Origin of the sequence: Serratia sp. 2723, from assembly GCF_050434425.1 — a bacterium.
Lineage (GTDB): Bacteria > Pseudomonadota > Gammaproteobacteria > Enterobacterales > Enterobacteriaceae > Chania.
This window is the reverse complement of sequence record NZ_JBNDIN010000003.1, coordinates 79031-93455: the sequence shown is the minus strand read 5'-3', so window position 1 is coordinate 93455 and position 14425 is coordinate 79031. Positions and strand designations below refer to the sequence as shown.

Below are 14425 nucleotides of genomic sequence, written 5' to 3'. Positions count from 1 at the left end.
ATATTAATCATATATGCCCTTGTATCTCGGCATTTTCCAGCAACCGAGATATGCACTCCACAGGGCAGACCTGCTGGCACTGTGGTTCGTCATAATGCCCTATACACTCAGTGCATAGATCAGGATCTATTTGATAATAATCGCTGCCAACTGAGATTGCGTTGTTCGGACAGGCAGGGCGGCAAATATCGCAATAAATGCATTTAAAGCCATGAGAGAGCCCCTGTTGTGAGCTTGGGAAATGGAAAACCATTAATGCTGTCTGGAGAGTCCCCCCATATTTGGTCAAGGCCTACCAAAACTAAGGTTTCCAAGGCGGATTAAAGGGCAACACGACCCCTTCTGGGACGGGGGTTCTGGCAATGTTGAGCTGTTGGGCAAGCAAGGCAAAATAGCTATCCAACGCGGTTAATTCGACGATACCGGCATCACCAAAACGTTGTTGTATTGATAAAAAAGTGTTGTCTTGCACCATATGGGTACGATGCAACTCGTTTATAAAGTCATATACCAGGCGTTCATCATCTGTTAAATGTGGAGGGCGCTGCTGTTTGGCTAAAAACATTACCGTCTCGTAGCTAACTCCGGCGCGTAACGCTATGGGCTCGTGGATATACCATACGTAAGGTGCTTGGACTTCACGGCCTGTGATGAGAATGGCAAACTCCCTTACTTGCAGCGGTAGTTGAGATTGGAAGCGAATATATTCGCCTAGCGCCTGGACTCGATTCAGTAGCTCGGGGCTGCGTAATAACACAGAGAAGGGACCAAAAATACAACCACGGGGGCCTTCTGTAATTTTCTTTATCGCCAGCAATTGCTCCGGTGTTGCCTGTTGAGGTGTCAGGTTAGGTAAACGTGCCAGAGCTTGTTCCTCTGGGGAATAATTAACAACGGCACACTGCAACGGCCAGTTGAGCGGATCGCTACCTTTTACTATTGCCTGTGCAACAAGGGGACTCCATATCAACAGTAAACCCATCAACCAACCGATAGACTCTTTTTTTGACAAATACGACATAACGATGTCCTTATATGTAAAAGTTAATTGGTTTATATTCTTCATGTTAATAAAAACCATGTCTTATAGAATATTAACTAGGGGGGGCTAGCGTACAATTTCATTATCACTTCTAAAAGGTGCTAATTGCTTGCAATAACGATAAATACGCAAAATGTGTGGATAGGGTTCGAGTATAAATCCCATGCGGAGTGCGGCGTCACATTGTGGTACCAGGCATATATCGGCCAATCCTGGTTGATCGCCGTGACAATAAATCGTGACTTTCGACCGCTGCGCCAACATTCTCTCCGCGGCGATAAAGCTTTCACTAAGCCAATGCATTTGCCAACTCTGTATTTCCACCTCTCCCATTCCCAGCTGTTTTAGCAGTGAGAATACCCGCCGAGTGAGTAAAGGGTGTGTGTCAGTACAGAAAATCAGGGAAAATGCTCGGACCCAGGCGCGTTCACTGGCTATCTCGGGTAACAATTTTGGAACAGGGTGGCATTCGTCCAGATATTCGATGATTGCAATTGACTGTACATACGCGCAATTCTCATCAACCAGTACGGGGACCAACTTTTGGGGCTGTAACCGTGAATAATCAGTCTGTTGCTGCTCATTTTTTTGATAAATCAACAGGATGCTCACGAAACGTAAGTTGTTTTAACCTGAGCGCTATACGGACACGTGCTGATGCGGAGGATAGTGATCCGGCGTATAAAACGAGCGAAGAAGCCATTATTCCTGACCCTCCGGGATACGCAGAGTTCCATGACGGAACACATGACCAACCCAACGAAGTAATCCTGGCAACTGCAGCAGTATCATAAAGCCAAAGGCAACCTGATAGGCAGTTGCGGGATAATGGCCAAATTGGTCAACAGACCAAAAACCAATGATGACGCCAAAGCCGGTTTGCGTCAGAAAGGCACCGAATAAAATCAGCAGGTTTAGACAGGTTGCTGCACGGCCAGTCATTGCAGGCGACACACTCTGTGCTACGATGGTATATTCCAGGCCAGCGATGGTACCAATCAGGGTAAATGCGATCGACAGTGCCGGCAGTAAGGGAACGATATTGAAGAGGCATAAAATCTGCACCAGCAGGAATAAAATTACGCCCAAACCAGCGACTTCCATGGGCCTGATACCGAAATTGCCCGCCCATTCGGTGATGGAGCCCACGGACAATGAACCCCACGGACAATGAACCCAGGGCAATGGCCCCCATGCCGATGAACAGATAAATTGACGTAGTTTCATTATCATATCGGCCAATATCCTGTAGCCATTTTCCCATCCATAGCCCTTGCAGGCCGAAAGCAACGGTGTGCGGCAATAACAATAAGCTGATGACCCGACGAAAGGCACGGTTACGGTAAACCTCCCTCAATGAGGTCAAGCTCTGCCATTTGACCGTCCGGCGCTCGATCGGATCTTTCGGCACCCAAATGGCTATGGCTAGCATGACCATTAGCGTTATGCCTGCCAAGGCAAAGAAGAGTATGCGCCACGAGATAAATCCAACCAGCCATGCTACTGGTAAGGTTGAGGTCATTGCCCCCAAGCCGCCTGCCGCGAGCAGAAAACCGTGGATAGAAGGTAGCTTCTTGTCAGGTACCCAGAAAGAAAGAATCTTGATGGACCCCATAAAACAGGAGGCCAAACCAAGGCCAATCAAAATACGTGCGATTAAAAGTGTTGAAAAATTCTGTCCGATACCAAACAGCACTGCACCTATGACTGCAATGCCAAGCAGGAATAATTGCACACGCTTTGGGCCATAACGGTCAAGCGCCAAGCCAACAGGCAATTGTGCCAGCGAGAAAGAGAAAAAGTATGCGCTGGACAAAATACCTAGTTGTCCGGCTGATAAACTCAGCGCAGAGACTAGAAAAGGGGTTAACACTGCGTTGATATTACGAAATATAAACGAGGTATAATGACCAAAGGCAAAAGGCAAGAACACGTGCGTCATAACCTTGGTAGGACTTAATGTTGTTTGAGCAGGAGTATCAACCATTTACTGTCATCCTTAAACATAGTTACTCGGAATAAATATTGACGAAATCATTGTTTTCTTTTCGCATTCTGTGTGAGGGCGATAAATGGCATTGGCGATGTTTCCTGCATCATAAGGAGCACGAATAAACGTATGACTCATTGCGCGCCCGGTGCAGTAGTGCATTTCTTTCTCTTGCACGTACAAGACCGCGTTCGGAAATACAGCAAGGTTTCCAATATGGTCGTAATGCATATGGGTAATAATCAGGTGCTGGATATTGCCAGCATTAACTCCTAATTGTGCCAGTAGGGATTCTGGCGTAGCGTGGTAATGACGATTTCTCTTTTCTGCCATTTCGGCATTAAAGCCAGTATCAACCAGAATACAAGCCTCCCCCTTTTTTATCAGCCAAAAGTAAAAATCCAATGGCATGTTGCTGTTATTATGCTCGTCACTTGAAATGAAATTTTCATTGCGTGAACGTTGTTTGTGTTCGGCATAACGTAAGGCATAAATCTCATAGTATGTTTTTTTCATGATGTTATTTTCTATCAATAATTAGTCAGTTCTGTGTGATGTCGATCCTGGTTTCTACTATTGATGTCATCGATATATTGGTTTGCTGCTCGAAGAAGAATTGAGGCTCGCCAAATGCCGGTTTTAAATCTTCTAGCCAAGAGGCTGTCGGATTGTATTTTGCGTAGAATGGTCGGCGTACCCAAGTTGGGTCACACCATCGATGACGACTTTACCTGGAAATGCGCTCATCGATGGGCCACGTACCGTGACCTCAATAGCATGGCGTGTTTCAGATGTGAAACTTTTCCATTGAGGAGCCTGATGAATATTACTTTTAGTATAAGGTTTAAATCTGGAAGTTGTATCCATTGATAACCACCTTTTTCATATTGCGAAAAGATAACATCTCAACATTGAGAGTAATAATTCATGCTTGAAATTTTAATTGCCTTGATAATCATTTTTACCAAGATGTTTAGCGTGATACAATTTACTTATTGTTATTTCAGAAATAACGAGAGGAGATGTTCATGGGGTACTATCTTGATATATACACGGTTGAGGCATTTCTGAAGGTTGCGGAACTGAATAGCTTTACGTTGGCAGCGGAGTCACTTTGCATAACACAAGCTGGTGTTACGGTTAAAATTCAAAAGCTTGAGAAATTTATGGGGCAATTGCTGTTCCACCGGACGCCTAGGCAGGTCTACTTGTCGCCGGAGGGAGAACGTTTCTTGCCCAAAGCCAGGATGCTGTTAAATGCACACCTTACCGCTATGAAATCTATAAATGTGATTGATATATATAAAGAAATCGTTATTGGTATCAGCGAGCATATAGTTGACCATCGATTTATGTTTATTTTATATCAATTGCGGCAACGCTATCCTGACCTTTTAATTAAGACAATCGTAGAGGATTCCTCGTCCATTTTTCAGGGGCTGCAAAATAAAAAAATTGATATCGCCATAATTACACGAACAGGTGATAAGCAATGTGGGGAACATTTGCGGTGGGAGCACTATGGTTGGTATGGGGCAGCAAATATCAACGCAGATATGATCAAATTGCCATTGATTACTCTGAAAGAGTCGTGTCGTTTGAGAAAACTAATCATCAATCTGCTTGTGGAACATGGGAGAGGCTGGTACGACAGTTTTCAGGGCGGAGGAGTGAATACCATTCTCGCAGCGGTAAAAATGGGGCTAGGTGTGGCAGCACTGCCCCGGAGCTTGTTAAGCTGGGAGGACCAACTTGAAGTTATAGAGGTCACCGAGTGCTTGAATTTGCCAAAATTACCTTCGGCCTCTGTCGTTATTGACGATAACTGCCTGGATTTGCGTTCCCGTGAGTTATTACGCGATCTGGTCGCTATGATTAGGCAGAATGAGGAATCGTCCCTGGTTTGACCCGCGAGACCTTGTGTGGATCATCGGTGTAATTGGCATTATAAATTGAAAAATAGCCACATTAATCAACTTTGCTGCTCGTTTTTTAGGGCGCACTAGCGCCCTGCAGGTTAATAACGTGAAACGCACTCGACCATCAGATCGATAAAGCCCTGGCGGTTGATATGGGTCAACACCTCGACGTTGGCCGGTTTGCCGTTCTGGCCAAACTCATCCACTACCGTCATGCCGACGGTGTATTGGCCTTGGGTCTCCACACCCACCCACAGCTCACGGCTTTCAAACAGCTCCGGGGCCAGCAGCCAGGCGATGGTACAAGGGTCGTGCATGGCGGCACCCGGCAGGCCGCGTGGGTGGCTGAGATACAACGGCAGGTAGAAATCGAGCATGCTGGCTACCGCTGCTGCCACCGGATTATTAATGCTGCGGATGCGCTCGATATCCTGCGGTAACACCAATGCCTGATGGGTGACGTTCAACCCGGCCATGGTCAGCGGTACGCCGGATTGCAGCACGATTTCGGCTGCTTCCGGATCGACGTAGATATTGAATTCGGCCACCGGTGTGGTGTTGCCTACATTCATCCCACCGCCCATAAACACGATGCGTTCAATCTTGTTTTTCAGCTCTGCGTGCTGTGACAACAGCAAGGCAATATTGGTCATCGGGCCGGTCACTACCAGCGTAATCGGCTCTGGGCTGGTACGCAGCAGCTCGGCAATCAGTTCAACCGCCGTCTGTTTTACTGGCTGGAAACTCGGTGCCGGCAGATGGGTGTTACCCATACCGGTATCACCGTGCACGTAATCGGCAATCACCAGATCGCGCATCAAGGGCTTGGCGGCACCGCCAGCGACCAGGACATCCTGTCGTTGCATCAGCGTCAGCAAGCCTAGTGCGTTGTGCAGGGTTTTTTGCGGGGTTTGGTTACCGGCGGAAGTCGTGACGGCTTTGACGTCTAACGTTGGAGCGCGCAGCGCCATGGCAAGGGCAATCGCGTCATCAAGACCTGGATCACAATCGATAATAATAGGGCGGGACATCACTTTCTCCTTCAGCGTTATCATTATGCTTTGAGGATCGGGGGAAAGTGCGAAAGAAACAAGCACAAATGATGGCAAAATGACAATGTCAGATTATCTAAACGGACGCAGCATGCAGTGCCCTTCGGGGTGAGTTGGTTGCGAGCCTAGATGCGCCCCTTGCAGGGCGCATCTGGTACATCAATGCAGGATTTTGGCCAGGAAGTCTTTGGCACGTTCTGACTGTGGGTTGTTGAAGAAGTCATCTTTATTGGTGTCTTCCACGATCTTCCCCTCATCCATAAAGATCACCCGGTGGGCCACCTTACGGGCAAAGCCCATTTCGTGGGTCACCACCATCATGGTCATCCCTTCCTGCGCCAGCTTGACCATCACGTCCAGCACTTCGTTGATCATTTCCGGATCGAGCGCCGAGGTGGGCTCATCAAACAGCATGGCGATCGGATCCATACACAGCGCACGAGCAATCGCCACGCGCTGCTGCTGGCCACCAGAGAGCTGCCCAGGGAACTTTTCGGCATGTGCCGACAGGCCCACGCGCTCCAGCAGTTTCAGGGCTTTATCGCGTGAGGCAGCCTTGTCGCGCTTGAGGACTTTAACCTGCGCCAGCGTCAGGTTTTCAATGATCGACAGGTGAGGAAACAGTTCAAAATGTTGGAACACCATCCCTACTTTGGAGCGCAACTGCGCCAGGTTGGTGCTCTTGTTGTTGACCTGAATACCGTTAACTTCGATATCGCCTTTCTGGATCGGCTCCAGTCCGTTGACGGTTTTAATCAGGGTCGATTTGCCTGAACCGGAAGGACCGCAAACCACCACCACTTCGCCTTTTTTGACTTCGGTGGTGCAGTCGGTCAGAACCTGAAAGTGACCGTACCACTTAGAAACATTTTTCAGGGATATCATCAAACAGTCCTTTTCTTCAAATAGCTTACCAGCGCCGAGGCGGCGAGACTGATAACAAAATAGACCAAACCGGCGAACAGGATCATCTCCACCTGCGTACCGTCACGCTCACCAATGGTTGAAGCGGTGCGGAAGAAATCGGCCAGGCTAAGTACGTACACCAGCGAGGTATCCTGGAACAGCACGATCCCCTGGGTCAGCAGCAGCGGCACCATGGCGCGGAACGCCTGCGGCAGGATCACCAGCCGCATCGATTGCCACTGGGTCATGCCCAACGCCAGCGAGGCTGAGGACTGACCGCGCGAGACGCTTTCAATGCCTGCCCGGATAATCTCCGAGTAGTACGCGGCTTCAAACAGCGAAAAGGCTACCATAGCCGAGATAAGGCGAATATCGGTTTTCGGTGAGAGCCCAAGAACTTGTTGTAATAAGCTTGGAACCACCAGATAGAACCATAGCAGCACCATCACCAGCGGTACGGAGCGGAACAGGTTGACGTACAGCGCCGCAAACCAGCTGATCGGCTTGAACGGCGACAGTCGCATCACCGCCAGCACGGTACCCCAGAGGATACCGAACACAATAGCCGTCACGGTGATTTTCAGCGTGACGACCAGCCCTTGCAGCAGATACGGGAAGCTTGGGACAATCGATCCCCAATCAAATTGGTACATTATTTACTCCCCATATGGCCAGGTAACTGCACTTTCTTCTCGACAATACGCATAAACAGCATGATGACGGCGTTGATAGCGACATAGGCGAGGGTGATGGCAGTAAAGGATTCATAGGCGTGTGCGGAGTAATCCAGCAGCTTCCCGGCCTGAGCGGCCATATCCACCAGCCCGATGGTTGAGGCAATGGCGGAGTTTTTTACCAGGTTGAGCATTTCCGAGGTCATCGGCGGCACGATCACCCGATAGGCGTTGGGCAGCAGCACATAGCGATAGGTTTGTGGCAGCGTCAGACCCATTGCCAGCCCGGCCGCCTGTTGGCCGCGTGGCAGGGATTGGATTGCAGCACGTACCTGTTCACAAACGCGTGCGGCGGTAAACAACCCAAGGCACAGCATGGAAGAAACAAAGAATTGCACGTTGGGATCAAGCTCGCTCTTGAACCACATGCCGATGTCGGCTGGCAGCAGCTCCGGCATCACCAGATACCAGGTAAAGAATTGGACGATTAGTGGCACGTTACGGAACAGCTCGACGTAACAGGTACCTAGTGAGGAGAGAAAACGGTTGGGTACGGTACGCAAAATACCGAACAGTGAACCGACAAAGAAGGCAATAATCCATGCACAGACGGAGAGGGCGACCGTAACCTGAAAGCCGGACCAGATCCAGCCCAGGTAGGTGGTATTCCCAAACGGGGCCTGCTGCAGGAAGATACCCCAGTTCCAATCTATTGACATAACGAACTCCGTTAAACAGGTGCAGAACACCTTACAACTTGATGACCGTTCAGTCGTGGCGCACGCCAGTCAGGCTGGCTTTTTGGTGTGCCCTGAGCCGTGTTTGGGAAAGAATGCGGGAGGGGAACGGCCCCCCGCATACCTGTCTGTCCTGTTACGGTCATCTACAACAGCCAGCTTGGCTGGCTTGATCTTTTTAGATTAGTTCAGTGCTTTGTCGTTCGGCTCTTTAAACAACTGCTTCATGTCGTCGGACAGGTCGAAGTTCATGTTGAGGTTTTTTGGTGGGATTGGCTGTTTGAACCAGACCTCAAACCATTTGGCAGCCTGGCCAGAGGTTTGAGCTTGAGCGATAGTTTCATCCACCAGTTTTTTGAACTGTGGATCGTCTTTACGCATCATGCAGCCATAGGCTTCTTTGGACTGTGGAGTGGCAATGATTTCCCACTGATCCGGCTGCTTGGCCTTGGCGCGTTCGCCTGCCAGCAGGGCATCATCCATCATAAACGCCACCGCACGGCCACTTTCCAGGGTACGGAAGGAATCGCCGTGGTCTTTGGCGCTGATGATGCGCATTTTCATCTGATCTTTGTCGTTCAGCTTGTTGAGCAACACTTCGGAAGTGGTGCCTGAAGTGACGACCACGGCTTTACCGGCCAGATCTTTAAAGTCTTTGATGTCAGAGCCTTTCTTGACCAGCAGGCGGGTACCGACGACGAAGATGGTATCAGAGAAGGCTGCCTGTTTCTGGCGCTCGAGGTTGTTGGTGGTGGAGCCACACTCAAAATCGAAGGTGCCGTTTTGCAACAGCGGAATGCGGTTTTGCGAGGTGATCGGCAGCATTTTCACCTGCAGATTGGGCTCGTTCAATTTCTTCTTGATGGCATCAACGATTTGGTTGGAATAGTCCTGGGAGTAACCCACAACTTTCTGCTGATTATCGTAGTAGGAGAACGGAACTGAGGATTCACGGTGGCCAACAACAATCACGCCGTTATCTTTGATTTTCTTCAGCGTACCGGTCAGTTCTTCCGCATGGGCTACGCTACTCGCCATCCCGATCAGCAGTAACGATAACGCCAATTTGCGCATTTGCATGGTCCAACTCCTGTGCTGTTGTGATTGCCCGCACTCAGGGAGGGCGGGTTAATACGGCTGAGCTATAAAGATAGTCCTAATGCCGATTTACGATAGAAAATAACCGATTGTGAACAAGATGAAACCAGGTTGTTTCATTTTTGCGACGTCGCGCGCACCAAATGAATGCAATAAACCCCTGATGCACCACTGAGGTGCGAGCCTTGCGCAGGAGTTGTGCACGGATGCGACAAGATGCCAGTTAAAGCAAATCAGCAACGTTCTACAGGGTAATTAAAGCAAGGAGCATGCCAGAAACATCAGAAGGGAAGGGGCAACAAAAATGAAGAGGGCACGGTAAGGTACCGTGCCCAAAGAGAACTTATCTACGGCGCCAGCCAATGAGCAGCGCTATGCCACCCAGCAGCACGGTGATGATCCACACTGGCGCAGAGCCAAAGCGGGCATACGGCGTGATGCCGGTAGTTGGTGTCACCTTCACTTCCAGCACTTTGCGGGTGAACTGTGGGATGGATGCCAACACTTCGCCGGTTGGGCCAACGGCAGCGGTGATGCCGTTATTGGTGCTACGCAGCAATGGCCTGCCCAGCTCCAATGAACGCATACGCGCCATCTGGAAGTGTTGCCATGGGCCGATGGAGTGGCCGAACCAGGCATCGTTGGACACGGTCAGCAGGAAGTTGGTATCTGGACGGAAGTTATCGCGCACCTGCTGGCCCAGCACGATTTCATAGCAGATGGCGGCCGTCAGGTTATAACCGCGCACGCTGAGCTGTGGCTGCACATAATTACCACGGCTGAATGAGGACATCGGCAGATCGAAGAACGGAGCCAACGGGCGCAGCAGCGTTTCCAACGGCACAAACTCACCAAAGGGCACCAGGTGATGCTTGTCATAGCGGTTGGCAGCCGGGTAGCTGTAAGGCTGTTCCTCGCCAAGTACGATCACGCTGTTGAAGAACTGATTGCCTTGTGGGGTGGCGCGAAAGTCCACAATGCCGGTGATCAGGCTGCTGCTCTTGGCACGCATCAGATCGTCCATCATGGTCAGGAAACCGTTCTGATTGCTCTCCACATCGGGAATGGCTGACTCCGGCCAGATGATGATCGGCGCTTTGCCCATCAGCGGACGGCTCTCATCCAGGTAGGTTTGCAGCGTACTGAGCAACGCCTTCGGATCCCACTTCATCGACTGCTCGATGTTGCCCTGCACCATGGCGACGTTCACCGCTTTATCCGGTTGCGGCGTAAACCAGTCGATCTGGCGCAGCGGCCATGGTAGCAACAGCATGGCGATAGCAATGACCGCCGGGGTGATGCGCCGCTGATTGAGGGCAAATACCAGCAGGCCGCTGAGAGACATCAGGATCAGGGTGATCGCATCGACACCCAGCAATGGCGCAATGCCTTTCAGCGGACCGTCGATCTGGGTATAACCGAATTGCAACCAGGGGAAACCGGTCAGCACCCAACCGCGCAGGAACTCGGTCAGTTGCCAGAGAGCCGGAGCGGCAATAGCCAGCCGCCACCAGGTGGTACGTGGCCATATCCGCGTCAGTAAACCGGCGAACAGCCCGGTATACAGCGAAAGATAGGCGGCCAGCAGTACTACCAGGAAAATATTGATGGCAAACGGCATACCGCCGAAATCGGCAATGCTGACGTAAACCCAGTTCACGCCGCTACCGAACAGCCCCATGCCCCAGCAGAAACCGAGCAGGGCGGATTGTTTGGTGGTGCGGTTGAGGGTGACGGCCAGCAGGCCGAACAGCGAGACAATGGCCGCAGGCCAGATGTCATAAGGTGAGAAGGCCAGCGTGCCACAGGCACCGGTCAAAAGCGCCAGCAGGGCACGAACCCGCTGGCGATCGAATAATGAGGCTTTAGCCATGGGTAAGTTATTCTTCCAGTTTCGGTTGCGGGGCATCGTCCGGAATTTTGACATGAACCTGGATGATACGTCGACTGTCGGCCATCGCAACTTTAAATAGGTAACCTTCGATTTCAATGGTTTCCCCGCGCGCTGGCAGGTGGCCGAAGGCTTGCATCACCAGGCCGCCGATGGTGTCCACCTCATCGTCGCTGAAATGGGTGCCGAAGGTGTCGTTGAAGTCTTCGATCGGCGCCAGTGCCCGCACGGTGAACATGTGGTGGCTCAGTTGGCGAACGTCACGATCTTCCTCATCGTCATATTCGTCCTCAATTTCCCCGACAATCAGCTCCAGAATATCTTCGATGGTCACCAGGCCAGAGACGCCGCCGAATTCATCAATGACAATCGCCATGTGATAGCGCTGGGAGCGGAACTCCTTCAGCATCCGGTCAACCCGCTTGCTTTCCGGTACCACCACGGCGGTACGCAGCACCTTGTCGATGCTGAATGGCTCGGAGTCTGCGCGCATAAACGGCAGCAGGTCCTTGGCCATCAGAATGCCTTCGATGTGATCTTTATCTTCGCTGATCACCGGGAAGCGCGAGTGGGCGGATTCGATAATCACGTCCAGGCACTCTTCCAGCGTTTGGTTACGCTTGAGCGTCACCATCTGGGAGCGCGGGATCATGATGTCGCGCACGCGCTGCTCGGCGATATCCATCACGCCTTCCAGCATGTCACGGGTATCGGGATCGATCAGGTCGTTTTGCTCGGAATCACGGATCAGCTCTACCAGATCGCCACGGTTTTTAGGTTCACCGTGGAACAGCTGGTTAAGGATAAGAGTAAAGAACCCCTTCTTGGGACTGGGGCTGTCATTGCTTTGTGAATGGTCGTCGCTCATGGCGTTTTCGTTAATATCACTCTATTGAGTTATCAAAATTAGCGACAGCCCCAATCGGGGCTGCGGGGTGCTCAGCTAACATCAGGTGGGATCTTTTTCCGCGAGGTAAGGGTCTGGGTAACCCATCTCCTGCATTATCTCGGTTTCCAAAGATTCCATTTCTTCGGCTTCATCGTCTTCGATGTGGTCATACCCTAGCAGATGAAGGCTACCGTGAACAACCATATGCGCCCAGTGTGCTTCCAGCGTTTTGTGTTGCTCAACCGCTTCCTGTTCAACCACTTGACGACAAATAATCAAATCACCCAACAGCGGCAGTTCGACTTCCGGTGGTGCCTCGAACGGGAATGATAACACGTTGGTGGGCTTGTCTTTACCACGATAGGTCAGATTCAGCTCATTGCTTTCCGCTTCATCCACCAGACGGATGGTGACTTCGGCCTCTTCCTGGAACTGTGGCAATACCCCTTCCAGCCAGCGCTGGAAGGTGGCTTCATCCGGTAATCCTTCACTGCTGGCGCAGGCAATTTGTAAATCCAGAATAACCTGGCTCATGGTGTTTCCTGTTCAGAGGCAACCGGTGCCTCACGTCTGCGTTGTTCGGCGATGGCGTCTTTGCGTTGCTGTTCGGCGGCTTCCCAGGCTTCATAGGCGACCACCACACGGGCGACTACCGGGTGGCGTACCACGTCTTCGCTGTGGAAGAAGTTAAAGCTGATTTCTTCTACTTCAGACAGTACTTCCACCGCGTGGCGCAGGCCGGATTTCTGATTACGCGGCAGGTCGATCTGGGTCACGTCGCCGGTGATCACCGCTTTTGAGTTGAAACCGATACGCGTCAGGAACATTTTCATCTGTTCGATGGTGGTGTTCTGGCTTTCATCGAGAATGATAAAGGCATCATTCAGCGTACGGCCACGCATGTAGGCCAGCGGCGCAACTTCTATCACGTTACGCTCGATCAGCTTTTCCACGCGCTCGAAGCCCAGCATTTCAAACAGGGCGTCATACAGCGGGCGCAGATACGGGTCGACTTTCTGGCTCAGATCCCCCGGCAGGAAGCCCAGCTTCTCACCCGCTTCAACCGCCGGGCGGGTCAGCAGGATACGCCGGATTTCCTGGCGCTCCAGAGCATCTACCGCAGCCGCAACCGCCAGATAGGTTTTACCGGTACCCGCCGGGCCAACGCCAAAGGTGATGTCATGGGCGAAAATATTGGCGATATATTGCGCCTGGTTAGGCGTGCGGGGCTTCACCATGCCACGCTTGGTCTTGATGGTGACCGATTTGCCGTAATCCGGCACGCTTTCAGCCACCTGCTCCAGCACCCGGCTCTCTTTGATGGCCAGGTGGATCTGTTCCGGATCGATATCTGGTGTCACGCCACGGATCGGCGCGGTATCCACGTACAGATGGCGCAGAATATCGGCGGCGGCAACCACGCACAGGTTTTTACCGACCAGCTTGAAACGGTTGTCACGGCGGTTGATTTCAATCCCCAGCCGACGTTCGAGTTGTTTGATGTTGTCATCAAACGGGCCGCACAGGCTCAACAGGCGTTGGTTGTCTGCGGGCTCCAACAGGATTTCTTGTGTTGCGACGTTCAAACGATTCCTCAAGGCTCAACAGGGCCTGGTTGATGTCACGTAACGCGATTTCAGCACGGGCATTCGGGGTAACCCCCGAACTGCTCTACCCTGAATTATTCATGGTGTACCGCACTGGCGCAAGTTTACCTCTGATCTATCTGTGCGCAGCGGAGGGAATTCAAGGGGGTGGGGGGCAGAATTGGGCCAAATAGCTTGGCCCAACAACAGGCTAACAGCGGAAATCAGTTCTTCTTCACAAATTCGGATTTCAGCTTCATCGGGCCAAAGCCGTCGATTTTGCAATCGATGTTGTGATCGCCTTCCACCAGGCGGATGTTCTTCACCTTGGTGCCGATCTTCAACATGGAAGAGCTGCCTTTGACCTTCAGATCCTTGACCACGGTCACCGCATCGCCATCGGCCAGCAGGTTACCGTTGGCATCTTTGACAATCAGGGTATCGGCATCTTCAACGGCCGCGCTGTCGCTCCACTCATGGGCGCACTCAGGGCAGATGAACAGGGCGTTATCCTGGTAGGTGTATTCGGAATTGCACTTCGGGCAGTGTGGGAGTTGCATTATTGTGTCGCCTTATCATCAAAATAAAAAAACAAAATTACCGGGCAATGACTGCCCGGCAGAGAAAAAGGAAAATGCCAA

The 14425-nt window shown here is 51.3% G+C and carries 16 protein-coding genes; 1 reads left to right on the top strand and 15 read right to left on the bottom strand.

The features are described from left to right. Positions 1 to 7 precede the first annotated feature (7 nt). The 5 genes from ABIE29_RS05340 to ABIE29_RS05320 form a co-directional block, all read right to left on the bottom strand. A complete protein-coding gene (locus ABIE29_RS05340) occupies positions 8 to 253 on the bottom strand; it encodes a YfhL family 4Fe-4S dicluster ferredoxin (protein ID WP_429617543.1) in 246 nt (81 codons plus the stop codon). A gap of 48 nt (positions 254 to 301) precedes the next feature. Continuing rightward, positions 302 to 1066, bottom strand: coding sequence for a carboxymuconolactone decarboxylase family protein (locus ABIE29_RS05335; protein ID WP_429617147.1), 765 nt, complete (start codon positions 1064 to 1066; stop codon positions 302 to 304). A gap of 42 nt (positions 1067 to 1108) precedes the next feature. Then, a complete protein-coding gene (locus ABIE29_RS05330) occupies positions 1109 to 1654 on the bottom strand; it encodes a glutathione S-transferase N-terminal domain-containing protein (RefSeq protein WP_429617146.1) in 546 nt (181 codons plus the stop codon). A gap of 229 nt (positions 1655 to 1883) precedes the next feature. Further along, on the bottom strand, positions 1884 to 3029 hold the full coding sequence (locus tag ABIE29_RS05325) for an MFS transporter (RefSeq protein ID WP_429617145.1): 1146 nt from the start codon (positions 3027 to 3029) through the stop codon (positions 1884 to 1886). 12 nt (positions 3030 to 3041) lie between these two features. Next, a complete protein-coding gene (locus ABIE29_RS05320; protein WP_429617144.1) occupies positions 3042 to 3548 on the bottom strand; it encodes an MBL fold metallo-hydrolase in 507 nt (168 codons plus the stop codon). A gap of 512 nt (positions 3549 to 4060) precedes the next feature. Between ABIE29_RS05320 and ABIE29_RS05315 the strand changes: the two genes are divergently transcribed. After that, on the top strand, positions 4061 to 4939 hold the full coding sequence (locus ABIE29_RS05315) for a LysR family transcriptional regulator (RefSeq protein WP_429617143.1): 879 nt from the start codon (positions 4061 to 4063) through the stop codon (positions 4937 to 4939). A 110-nt stretch (positions 4940 to 5049) separates the two neighbouring features. Here the strand turns inward: ABIE29_RS05315 and rihA are convergent, their stop codons facing one another. The 10 genes from rihA to ABIE29_RS05265 all read right to left on the bottom strand — a co-directional run bounded on the left by rihA (position 5050) and on the right by ABIE29_RS05265 (position 14344). Beyond that, complete coding sequence (rihA, locus tag ABIE29_RS05310; protein ID WP_429617142.1) at positions 5050 to 5982, bottom strand: pyrimidine-specific ribonucleoside hydrolase RihA; 933 nt, start codon at positions 5980 to 5982, stop codon at positions 5050 to 5052. Between the two features lie 180 nt (positions 5983 to 6162). Then, positions 6163 to 6888: an amino acid ABC transporter ATP-binding protein gene (locus ABIE29_RS05305; protein WP_021179998.1), complete on the bottom strand. Its 726-nt coding sequence runs from the start codon at positions 6886 to 6888 to the stop codon at positions 6163 to 6165. Further along, positions 6888 to 7562, bottom strand: coding sequence for a glutamate/aspartate ABC transporter permease GltK (gltK, locus tag ABIE29_RS05300; protein WP_429617141.1), 675 nt, complete (start codon positions 7560 to 7562; stop codon positions 6888 to 6890). The genes ABIE29_RS05305 and gltK overlap by 1 nt, the downstream gene beginning before the upstream one ends. Next, entirely contained in the window at positions 7562 to 8302 is a 741-nt protein-coding gene (locus ABIE29_RS05295) for an amino acid ABC transporter permease (RefSeq protein WP_021179996.1), read from the bottom strand. The genes gltK and ABIE29_RS05295 overlap by 1 nt, the downstream gene beginning before the upstream one ends. Positions 8303 to 8503: 201 nt before the next feature. Next, positions 8504 to 9400 (bottom strand): amino acid ABC transporter substrate-binding protein, encoded by an 897-nt coding sequence (locus tag ABIE29_RS05290; protein WP_414825777.1) that lies wholly within the window; start codon positions 9398 to 9400, stop codon positions 8504 to 8506. 361 nt (positions 9401 to 9761) lie between these two features. Further along, positions 9762 to 11291, bottom strand: coding sequence for an apolipoprotein N-acyltransferase (gene lnt, locus ABIE29_RS05285; protein WP_429617140.1), 1530 nt, complete (start codon positions 11289 to 11291; stop codon positions 9762 to 9764). 7 nt (positions 11292 to 11298) lie between these two features. Beyond that, entirely contained in the window at positions 11299 to 12177 is an 879-nt protein-coding gene (gene corC, locus ABIE29_RS05280; protein ID WP_429617139.1) for a CNNM family magnesium/cobalt transport protein CorC, read from the bottom strand. Positions 12178 to 12258: 81 nt separating this feature from the next. Further along, a complete protein-coding gene (ybeY, locus tag ABIE29_RS05275) occupies positions 12259 to 12732 on the bottom strand; it encodes an rRNA maturation RNase YbeY (RefSeq protein WP_429617138.1) in 474 nt (157 codons plus the stop codon). Further along, on the bottom strand, positions 12729 to 13784 hold the full coding sequence (locus ABIE29_RS05270) for a PhoH family protein (protein WP_429617137.1): 1056 nt from the start codon (positions 13782 to 13784) through the stop codon (positions 12729 to 12731). Before ABIE29_RS05270 ends, ybeY begins: the two co-directional genes overlap by 4 nt. A 224-nt stretch (positions 13785 to 14008) precedes the next feature. Next, positions 14009 to 14344: a zinc ribbon domain-containing protein YjdM gene (locus tag ABIE29_RS05265; RefSeq protein WP_429617136.1), complete on the bottom strand. Its 336-nt coding sequence runs from the start codon at positions 14342 to 14344 to the stop codon at positions 14009 to 14011. Positions 14345 to 14425: the final 81 nt, after the last annotated feature.